General features: G+C 48.0%; 7 protein-coding genes, 1 tRNA gene and 1 rRNA gene. All 9 read right to left on the reverse strand.

Features of this window, described 5'->3' with window-relative positions; translation table 11 throughout:
• Positions 1-150: 150 nt before the first annotated feature.
• On the reverse strand, positions 151-618 hold the full coding sequence (locus D328_RS0126770) for a DinB family protein (protein ID WP_018888126.1): 468 nt from the start codon (positions 616-618) through the stop codon (positions 151-153).
• Between the two features lie 121 nt (positions 619-739).
• Positions 740-828 (reverse strand) — tRNA-Ser (locus tag D328_RS0126775).
• 83 nt (positions 829-911) lie between these two features.
• Positions 912-2,192 carry a serine--tRNA ligase gene (gene serS / locus D328_RS0126780; protein WP_018888127.1) on the reverse strand — a complete coding sequence of 427 codons (1,281 nt, stop codon included), beginning with the start codon at positions 2,190-2,192 and terminating at the stop codon, positions 912-914.
• A gap of 160 nt (positions 2,193-2,352) precedes the next feature.
• Positions 2,353-2,928 (reverse strand): pyridoxal 5'-phosphate synthase glutaminase subunit PdxT, encoded by a 576-nt coding sequence (gene pdxT, locus D328_RS0126785; protein ID WP_018888128.1) that lies wholly within the window; start codon positions 2,926-2,928, stop codon positions 2,353-2,355.
• Positions 2,929-2,941: 13 nt separating this feature from the next.
• Positions 2,942-3,823, reverse strand: a complete 882-nt coding sequence (gene pdxS / locus D328_RS0126790; RefSeq protein ID WP_018888129.1) for a pyridoxal 5'-phosphate synthase lyase subunit PdxS — start codon at positions 3,821-3,823, stop codon at positions 2,942-2,944.
• A gap of 157 nt (positions 3,824-3,980) precedes the next feature.
• On the reverse strand, positions 3,981-5,366 hold the full coding sequence (locus tag D328_RS0126795; RefSeq protein ID WP_026281398.1) for a D-alanyl-D-alanine carboxypeptidase family protein: 1,386 nt from the start codon (positions 5,364-5,366) through the stop codon (positions 3,981-3,983).
• Between the two features lie 360 nt (positions 5,367-5,726).
• Positions 5,727-7,184, reverse strand: a complete 1,458-nt coding sequence (guaB, locus tag D328_RS0126800) for an IMP dehydrogenase (RefSeq protein WP_018888131.1) — start codon at positions 7,182-7,184, stop codon at positions 5,727-5,729.
• A 338-nt stretch (positions 7,185-7,522) separates the two neighbouring features.
• A complete protein-coding gene (locus D328_RS0126805; RefSeq protein ID WP_018888132.1) occupies positions 7,523-9,631 on the reverse strand; it encodes a methyl-accepting chemotaxis protein in 2,109 nt (702 codons plus the stop codon).
• Positions 9,632-9,879: 248 nt separating this feature from the next.
• Positions 9,880-9,963 (reverse strand): 5S ribosomal RNA (rrf, locus tag D328_RS30510); the annotation flags it as partial.

Consider the following 9,963-nt stretch of genomic DNA (forward strand, 5'->3'; position numbering starts at 1 on the left):
TCCTCCGTCTTGATAAGGTGCGGCAAAGAGGCGAAATATATACATCCTCTCCTGATCCCGGCTAGAGCTGATTCTTATCCTCTTCTTGGAGACGATCAACCGGGTGAGTGACTCGAAGTAACGTCTGGTATTCCCCCTGTATGCATGGCGTTATTGTGGAGCAATTCGCGAATATAAAATATAGTCCATAGGCACCGGCTCCAACCCAACCGTACGAAGCATAGCGTTGATTTGTCCTCGGTGGTACTGACCATGCAGAGCAATATGTATTAAAATGTCACGGGTAGATGTCCTATGAGGTGTGCCATTCTGACTGGCGTATTCTACAGGCAAATCCAATGCATCCTCTGATAATGCGCCCAGCAAAGCCTGAAATCCCTCTCGGTTGGCCTTGGTTAGCTCCTCACAAGTATCCATGTCAGCCTCATGGACCCATACTGCAATTCCCTTGCTACTTTGACCCTGAAGCCTTGTCAGCCAAATGCTCTCCGCCTGGAGCACGTGTCGAAACAGAATTGCAGCTTTACTTGCCTCAGCGGGTGTGGCTACTCGCAAAGCCTCAAGCAATCGCAGATTGGCCCAATCCATATGATCAAATAACTTTTGAATTGTGTGCATAACCCTTAACCTCCATCATAGAGTGATCTCCTGCAAATACAAAAAAACTACTTAAACGGCATCCTCCTCACACTCATGTATAAGGTCTCAATCCAATTCAAGTAGTTGTATTTATATAATATGGCGGAGAGGATGGGATTCGAACCCATGTGGAGTTGCCCCCTAACGGTTTTCAAGACCGCCCCGTTATGACCGCTTCGGTACCTCTCCGAGTAGGTAAAACATAATGTTGACTTCTCACAAGAGCGCAACAAAATTATTTTACCACAAGTTATTGAGAAATGCAATTATTCTTAACGTGGGGAAATGACCTGTACTCCGCCCATATAAGGCTGTAGCACTTCTGGGATGCGAACAGAGCCATCTTCCTCTTGGTAATTCTCCAGGATAGCCGCTACCGTGCGTCCTACTGCCAATCCAGAGCCGTTCAGTGTATGCAGGAACTCCGGCTTCGCCTTGGCCTCTGGCCGGAAACGAATGTTGGCACGACGTGCCTGGAAATCCTCGCAATTCGAACAAGAGGAAATCTCACGATACACACCGCTCTCAGGCAGCCACACTTCAAGATCGTAAGTCTTCGCAGAGCTGAACCCCATGTCCCCTGTGCACAGCAACAATACGCGGTATGGCAGGTTCAATAGCTGAAGTACACGTTCAGCATTTGCCGTCATTTTCTCCAACTCATCGTAAGAGGTCTCCGGGTGAACCAGCTTCAGCATCTCCACCTTATTGAACTGATGCTGACGGATTAATCCACGGGTATCACGGCCAGCTGCGCCAGCTTCAGAGCGGAAGCAAGAGCTATAGGCAACATAATGCTTAGGAAGCTCCTCTGCATCCATAATCTCTTCACGGTGATAGTTGGTTACGGGTACCTCAGCTGTAGGGATCAGATAATATTCGGTATCCCGGAGTTTGAAGAGGTCCTCTTCGAACTTGGGAAGCTGTCCTGTTCCATACAGACTGTCTTTATTGACGATATATGGTGGAAGCATCTCTTCGTAGCCATGCTCCGTGCTGTGCAGATCCATCATGAAGTTAATCAGCGCTCGCTCCAGACGTGCACCCAGCCCTTTGTAAAAGGTGAAGCGTGAACCTGTTACTTTGGCACCTGCTTCAAAATCAAGGATACCAAGCTGCTGTGCAACTTCCCAATGTGGCTTGGGAGTGAAGTCAAACACTCTAGGCTCCGCCCAACGACGAACCTCCTGATTCTCTTCTTCGGACGCGCCTACAGGAACATCTCCGCTTGGCAGGTTAGGAATCGCCATGGTAAGCTCTTCGATTTGCTCCTCCAGCTCACGGACCTGATCATCCAGCTCCTTGATGCGATCAGATACCTGACGCATTTCCAGAATTAGCTCATCTGCATTTTCCTTGTTCTTCTTGAGCTTAGCTACTTCACCAGAGACCGTATTTCGACGGTTCTTGAGCGCCTCACTCTCCTGCAGCAGCTCTCTGCGCCGCGTATCCATCTCCGGGAAACCACTAATGAGCTCCAGCGACTTGCCGCGATTCTGCAGCGCTTGTTCTACACGGCTGAAATCGTTACGCAATATTTTGACATCTAACACGAATAGCCCTCCTACACAAAAACCCTGACCCTCCAGCAGAAACATCTTCTCTGGCTAATCCTATGCCTTAATCGGCTCCAAGAGGCTTGTACCGAGTTAAGGAGTCAGAATGAAGGGTCAAGGTTGGTTTGATTGACATGCCTATGCTTTCATATGCATCTTACATACTCTGCTGCTTGACCATATCCACGAAATACTGGTGCAGCCGATAATCGTCAGTCAGCTCCGGGTGAAATGACGACGCCAGCAGATGCCCTTCACGCGCAGTAACGATTTCATCTTGGTACTCTGACAGCACCTCTACACCTTCACCTACCTGGCTAATGAGTGGAGCACGAATGAACACCGCACGTACAGGCTGCTCGATCCCCTTGATGTCCAGATCTGTCTCAAAGCTCTCGCGTTGGCGACCGAAGGCGTTACGGCTTACAGTGATGTTCATCAGTCCAAGATGTGGTTCTTCGCTTCCTTCAATGTCCTTGGCCAGTACGATTAGACCTGCACAGGTGCCGAATATCGGCCTGCCCTGCCCCGAGAATTCCCGGATCGCTTCGATAAAACCGTACTTCCGCATCAGCTTGCCAATCGTAGTGCTCTCTCCACCAGGAATGATAAGCCCAGCTATCTCACTTAATTGTTCGATCTGCTTGATGGCAATTCCTTCTGCACCTGCAGACGAAATACTCTTCAAATGCTCTGCTACAGCGCCCTGCAGCGCCAGTACTCCAATCTTCATGAACCCGCTCTCCTTACCAGCCGCGGTCCTGCATGCGGTCTTGTGGAGCTAGCTTGGAGATCTCAATGCCCTTCATTGGCGTACCCAGATTCTTGGACACTTCAGCGATCAGCTTATAGTCCGTATAATGAGTGGTCGCTTCCACGATAGCACGTGCAAATTTCTCAGGGCTGTCCGATTTGAAGATGCCGGAACCAACAAATACCCCATCAGCACCCAAATGCATCATCAACGCTGCATCCGCTGGAGTTGCTACACCACCAGCTGCAAAATTCACCACAGGCAGTTTGCCGTTCTCATGTACTTCAAACAAGAGTTCATAGGCAACACCCAGATTTTTGGCTTCGGCATACAGCTCGTCCTTGGACATATTCTGTACCTTGCGGATCTGACTATTGATGAATCTCATATGACGAACTGCTTCTACGATGTTACCAGTACCCGGCTCACCCTTTGTACGAATCATCGAGGCACCCTCACCGATCCGACGCAGTGCTTCACCCAAATCCTTCGCGCCACATACGAATGGAACAGTAAATTCTTTTTTATCAATATGAAATACCTCGTCTGCTGGCGTGAGGACTTCACTTTCGTCCAGATAGTCGACGCCCAGAGACTCAAGCACCTTTGCTTCTACATAATGCCCGATCCGCGCCTTCGCCATGACGGGAATGGTAACGACCTTCATAACCTCTTCCACAATGGTAGGATCAGCCATACGAGCTACCCCGCCAGCTGCACGGATATCAGATGGGACACGCTCCAAAGCCATGACCGCAGTGGCACCCGCAGCCTCAGCAATTTTTGCCTGCTCAGCATTCATGACGTCCATAATGACGCCACCCTTTTGCATTTCCGCCATACCTCTTTTTACACGCGATGTTCCCGTTTCCATACCTGACCTCCTGTGTTATGGTTCTACCATAGAAGAATTGTAAGCTCATGTAACCTATACATTCACTGTGCGTTAACACAATGATCTTGTGTATTATTCTAACTTGTTATTCTACTGGAATAGGATTAAAATCACAACAAAAATCCACAGTTCAAAGCTAGAAGAGATTCTTAATCCCGTCGAATAGATCCCCGAAGAAGCTTCCAATGGCACGGAACAACATTTTGAACCAACCCGCTTCCTCCACGGCAGCTGTCGTGATCAGATCCACTGTCTTTTCCTGTGCCTGCTCCATCCCATCTGTCTTATAGGAGTAGGTTACAGTTCCAACCTTGGCACCTTGTGTCAAAGGCGCAACCAACTGATCCTCAGGTGTAATATTCGTCGAAAAAGTAAGCTGCGGATTGGCCGCGTTCTTAGGAACAATGAAGCTCACAGCATCACTTGTGACGACACCAACCGTCTTCTCTTTACCTTTGGTAACAGGTACGCTCTCCACGCCTTGAACGACGGATTTTGGAGCTACCACCTGTTTGATCTCAAAGTTATTGAAGCCGTAATCGAGTACTTTACGTGTCTCTGTAAAACGCTTCGGTTCGGTCTTAGCCCCCATAACTACACTAATGAGCGTCATTCCATCACGTACGGCTGTGCCTGCAAAACAGTATTTAGCTGCAGTTGTATGTCCCGTCTTCATACCGTTCAGGCCTTCATACGCATATTGCCTGAAGTTGCGAATGTCCTTATTAGCCTCCAGCATCCAGTTCCAGTTGATGATTGGCGCTGTATCTTTCTCTCGGAATTGATGAGACTGGATCGTTGTAAATTCGGTATAATCTGGATGATCACGTACAATATAACCAGCCAGGGTAGCCACGTCACGTGCTGTCATTACTGTCTCGCGGTCTGTGCTAGGCTGATATTTCGCAGGCATATCTTTCTTATCAAGGCCCGTTGAATTAATAAAGTATGAATTCGTCATCCCCATGCGCTGGGCTTCTTCGTTCATCATAGCCACGAAGTTCTCCTCAGAGCCTGCCACTTGCTCAGCCAAGGCAACCGTTGCATCATTTGCCGAACCGACTGCCATAGCGATATATAGATCCCGGACTGTATGTTGATCTCCTTCTGCAAGGAAGATGCGTGAACCCACACTTTTGGCAGCATTCTCACCAACGGTGACTACCGTATCCCAGCTTAGTTTCCCCTGCTTCACCTGTTCAGCTACGATATACTCCGTCATCATTTTGGTCATACTTGCCGGCGGCAAAGGCTGATCCGGATTCATGGACAGAATAACTTGTCCTGTAGTAGGCTCGATCAGGATCGCTGAGCTGAGCTCCAGATCTGGTGTCTTAATGCCGCCAAGCCCCACCAGGGCAGTCGTAGAGGCAGTCGCTGTTCCTTCAGCAGCAGCTACAAAAGCCGGGTTAAGTACATTTACAGACGGTAAAGCCACTCCATACAGGAGGTTAAGAGCTACTAGTGCAGCAGCGCTTTGTTTCGCCAGCTTGCCAGCCTTGGCACGCTTGCTCTTCTTCATGTCACGATTCACATTCAATGATTTCAATTCTTTCAACGGTTACGAACTCCTCTCATACTCAACCCTACCTATAATGCCGCATATGCCAGGTACTTCATGGGTTGTCTAAGCCAATTATGCTGTCAAAAACGCTTGATTCCATATCATTTCACTATATTATCTATGTCTGAGCTAACGCCCGTTCTTATCATTCATCATAGGTGTGTTGCATTTGTTCGCTGGCAGTAGTCGTTAGAACTCCCAGTCATGCCAACTTAATAACTTAGTACTTGTCTATTCTATCACAGGCCATACAGCAAAAAAAGACAGGCTAAGCGAATCTGCTTAACCTGTCTTTGGTGATATAGGAATTAATTCGTATTACAAGGAATAGTTAGGAGCTTCCTTCGTAATCTGTACATCATGCGGGTGGCTCTCACGCAGACCAGCTCCAGTGATCCGAATGAAGTGTGTATCGTTACGCAGTGACTCAATGCTAGGTGTACCACAGTATCCCATACCTGAGCGCAAGCCGCCCAGCAGCTGATGTACTGTCTCAGACAATGGACCTTTATAGGCTACGCGGCCCTCAATTCCTTCTGGCACGAGCTTCTTGTCATCATCCTGGAAGTAACGATCCTTACTTCCTTGCTTCATAGCTCCTACAGAGCCCATACCACGGTAAACCTTGTAACGGCGACCTTGGTAAATCTCAGATTCACCTGGGCTTTCCTCCGTACCTGCGAACAAGCTACCCAGCATAACTGCCGATGCGCCAGCTGCCAATGCTTTGGTAATCTCTCCAGAGTACTTGATACCGCCATCAGCGATAATTGGAATACCATACTCACGAGCTACAGTAGCACAATCGTAGATAGCTGTAATTTGAGGTACACCAATACCTGCGATTACACGCGTCGTACAGATCGATCCTGGTCCGATGCCCACTTTGACAACCGAGGCGCCAGCTTCGATCAATTCACGTGTGCCGTCTCCAGTTGCCACGTTACCTGCTACAATCGTAAGATCCGGATACGCTGCGCGAAGCTTTCTGACTGCATCAATGATGTTGATATGATGTCCGTGAGCAGAGTCTACTACGATCAAATCAACACCTGCCTTAACTAGAGCGGCAGTCCGGTCAAAGGTATCGCTGGAAATTCCTACTGCAGCACCTACAAGCAGGCGTCCTTGCGAATCTTTTGCCGCATTCGGGAACTGGATGGCCTTCTCGATATCCTTAATGGTGATAAGACCCTTAAGATTATTGTCTTCATCGACCAATGGCAGCTTCTCGATCTTATGCTTCTGGAGAATTCCTTCAGCTTCCTGCAGGGTTGTCCCTACTGGAGCAGTAACCAGGTTTTCCTTGGTCATTACATCGCTAATTTTAATAGAATAATCATGAATGAAGCGCAGATCGCGGTTCGTCAAAATCCCTACAAGCTTATTTTGCTCATTAACAATCGGTACACCGGAGATACGGAACTTGCCCATAACGACCTCAGCATCTGACACTAAGTGGTCTGGAGTCAATGAGAATGGATTCGTAATAACCCCGCTCTCGGAGCGTTTAACGCGGTCTACTTCCTCTGCCTGCTGCTCAACAGTCATATTCTTATGAATAATGCCGACGCCACCTTCTCTGGCGATAGCTATAGCTAATGCCGCCTCAGTAACGGTATCCATTCCGGCACTTAACAGCGGCATGTTCAACTTAACCTTGTCGCTTAGACGACTTGAAATATCCACCTCTTTAGGTAATACCTCAGATTTACGCGGTACCAGCAATACATCATCGAAGGTTAAGCCTTCTTTTGTAAACTTATCTTCCCACACCCGATTGTTCCTCCTTAAAAGTTCTATACTCTCACACAAATGTGTGCCTGTGACGGACATTTTGAAAGCTTCTGAAATTATATTATTGCTTATCTTAGCAAAGCAGTATAGGGGTGTCAAGGCACCATATCCTGCTGTTTGTATCTTTTACTGCAGCCTTTTCGGAACTGTGTGCGGGGGGTGGACATATGTACATGCATCAGAGTATTTGCCACGATATTTGCCGAGTATTACATAATATATAGGGGACAAAATAACACAAGCAAGTGGGCCTCCGCTAGAGAGTCATGCCACTTGCTTGTGTATATTAATACAGCTATACAATTTAGTTATGCGGATTAGATTTTGAACCGGGTCACACTTGTCATTAATTCCTGCACCATAGAGCTAAGACTCTCCGCTGCAGAAGTAATCTCCTGCATTGAAGCCAACTGCTGCTCGGATGCCGCGGCCACTTGCTGGGAGTTGTCAGCAGCATCCTTAGCGATATGCACCAAGTGCTCGGTCGTCTGCGTTACGCTCTCTGCACTGGCAATCATCTGCTCAGCTGCCGCTGATACCTCCTGTACCTGCTCCGTGGCCTTCGCCATCTCATCCGTGATGAGAGCAAAGATACGTCCGCTCTCCTGCACACTCTGTGTACCTTGCTTGACCTCAGCCGTACTCATCCCTACCGCCGTCACAGCCTGTGCTGTCTCTGACTGCATCTCCACCATGACCGTGCGAATTTGATTAGCTGCATCCTTTGTCTGCTCAGCCAGTCTCCGTACTTCATTGGCTACTACCGCAAACCCCTTACCCTGCTCACCAGCTCGTGCCGCCTCAATACCTGCATTCAATGCCAGCATATTTGTCTGGTTGCTGATTACAGTGATTAAGTCAATAATCCCAGTAATCTCCTGAGACTTCTGCTCTAGAGAGCGCAGCGCTTCCTCGGACTGGACTACACGCTCTTGAGCTTGGAGAATTTGTGCTACAGATTGATGAATCTGAGTATTACCCTGCACCGTCTGAGTCTGAACCTCCTCCACAGCCCCAGCGACATACGAGGATGCCTCAGCTATTTTCTGAATGCCAACAGACATCTCCTGAATGGCTCGCATCATCTGACCGCTGGCCTGCTGTTGCTGTTCTGAGCCTCCGGCAACCTCCTGAATGGATTGGGTAATGGTCTCGGCAGCTTGGCCCGTCTGCTCGGCACCAGCTGTCAGTTGCTCTGAAGTAGCACCTACAGATAACGATAGATCAGATACCTGTCTGAACATGCTGCGAAGCTCGCCAGACATGGCGTTGAATCGTTCTCCCATCTCGCCAAGCTCGTCCGCCGCACGAATCTTGATGGTCTGGGTGAAGTCACCTTCTGACATTAATCTAAACTTCTCACTAAAGGCACCCAATCGGCGTGTAACCATGAATCGAATGCAAAGGTATACAATAAAAGCGGTAATAAGCAGCGAAGATAACGCTATGATAATTGACTTAAGCCGCTCACTGGTGTATTGCTCTAGGATGCTGTACTGCGGTATAACCGATTCCACATACCAGGCTTCGTTAGCAGCCTGCAGCTTTACCGGAAGAAGCACTCTCAATTCCTCGTCGCCTTTAGCATTGCTCGTATAGCCGGAATTTCTTGCGCCCTGTACGACGTCCTCCCAGAGCTGCTGCTTCTCCGGACCATCCAAATAGGTCTGTGACACTTGATCTGCGCTGTTTGAATTGGCAATATAGACTCCTGAATTGGAAATGATATTCACGTGCCCACCCATTGGCGAGTAAGCTAATGCCTCTGTCTGTAAAGAATCCAAGGAAAAGTCCACTCCGACTATTCCTACAAAGGCGCCTGACTCATCCAACATAGGCAGTACTAGCGAAGTGATTAGTACCGTTTTGTTGCCGACTTGATAGTTGTAGGGCTCAACGAGCGTAGTCTTATTCGTCTGTTTCGGCAATAAATAGTAATCACCTGCTCCCTGCTGCTCATAATCTACGAGTGGGTCGACAATAATATGGTTATCACTGCGAACAACATATGGAATAAAGCGGCCTGTAGCATCATGATAAGCATTAATATTCTTATAACGAGCATCTGCACCATCAAATTGATTCGGTTCCCATAGTGTGTATATAGCTAGAACCTTCTCATCTGCTGCCAGCATCTTCTCAAAGAGGGCCACGACCTGCTCACGCGAGTAAGTCTGATGCTCTCTCGCGTCCATCAGCAAAATAGAAAGGGCTTTCAACATATTTTCGTTAGCGACTAGTTTGTCCTTAATCTGCGTTGCGAACTGTTCACCAGCAATCTCTGCCTCTAGTTCACCATTATGCATACTCAGATTTTTCACTTGTCCGAGATTGATGGTTATCCATGCTCCGAATAGTAAGGTAAGGACGAGAACAAGCGATGTAACCAGTTTAACCGTTAGTGACCATTGGCGAACCCACTTCATTGAAAGTCAACTCCTTAGAAATATTCATTAGACGACTCACAGAGGAGACAATAGTATACCTCTGCATATTGTACGGTTGGTTCAGGTGGTGATTGTGGGATCACACATTTCGACATATCTAATGGTTAATTCTCTTTTAAGATGATTCCTTTCTTTTTATATCGGTTGTAATTGGTTTTTGAGTATAACTTTCTAAAAAATCCAAATAACACAAAAAACCACCACCGAAAATCGGTAGTGGTTCTTGTGCTTGGCGGCGTCCTACTCTCCCAGGACCCTTCGGTCCAAGTACCATCGGCGCTGGAGGGCTTAACGGTCGTGTTCGGGATGGG

This window comes from Paenibacillus massiliensis 2301065 = DSM 16942 (assembly GCF_000377505.1).
GTDB lineage: Bacteria > Bacillota > Bacilli > Paenibacillales > Paenibacillaceae > Paenibacillus > Paenibacillus massiliensis.

Bases quoted from the DNA above. Each gene is read 5' to 3' on its own strand.
- pdxT (WP_018888128.1), bottom strand. From the start codon at position 2,928: ATGAAGATTGGAGTACTGGCGCTGCAGGGCGCTGTAGCAGAGCATTTG.
- D328_RS0126795 (WP_026281398.1), bottom strand. From the start codon at position 5,366: ATGAAGAAGAGCAAGCGTGCCAAGGCTGGCAAGCTGGCGAAACAAAGC.
- pdxS (WP_018888129.1), bottom strand. From the start codon at position 3,823: ATGGAAACGGGAACATCGCGTGTAAAAAGAGGTATGGCGGAAATGCAA.
- D328_RS0126805 (WP_018888132.1), bottom strand. From the start codon at position 9,631: ATGAAGTGGGTTCGCCAATGGTCACTAACGGTTAAACTGGTTACATCG.
- D328_RS0126770 (WP_018888126.1), bottom strand. From the start codon at position 618: ATGCACACAATTCAAAAGTTATTTGATCATATGGATTGGGCCAATCTG.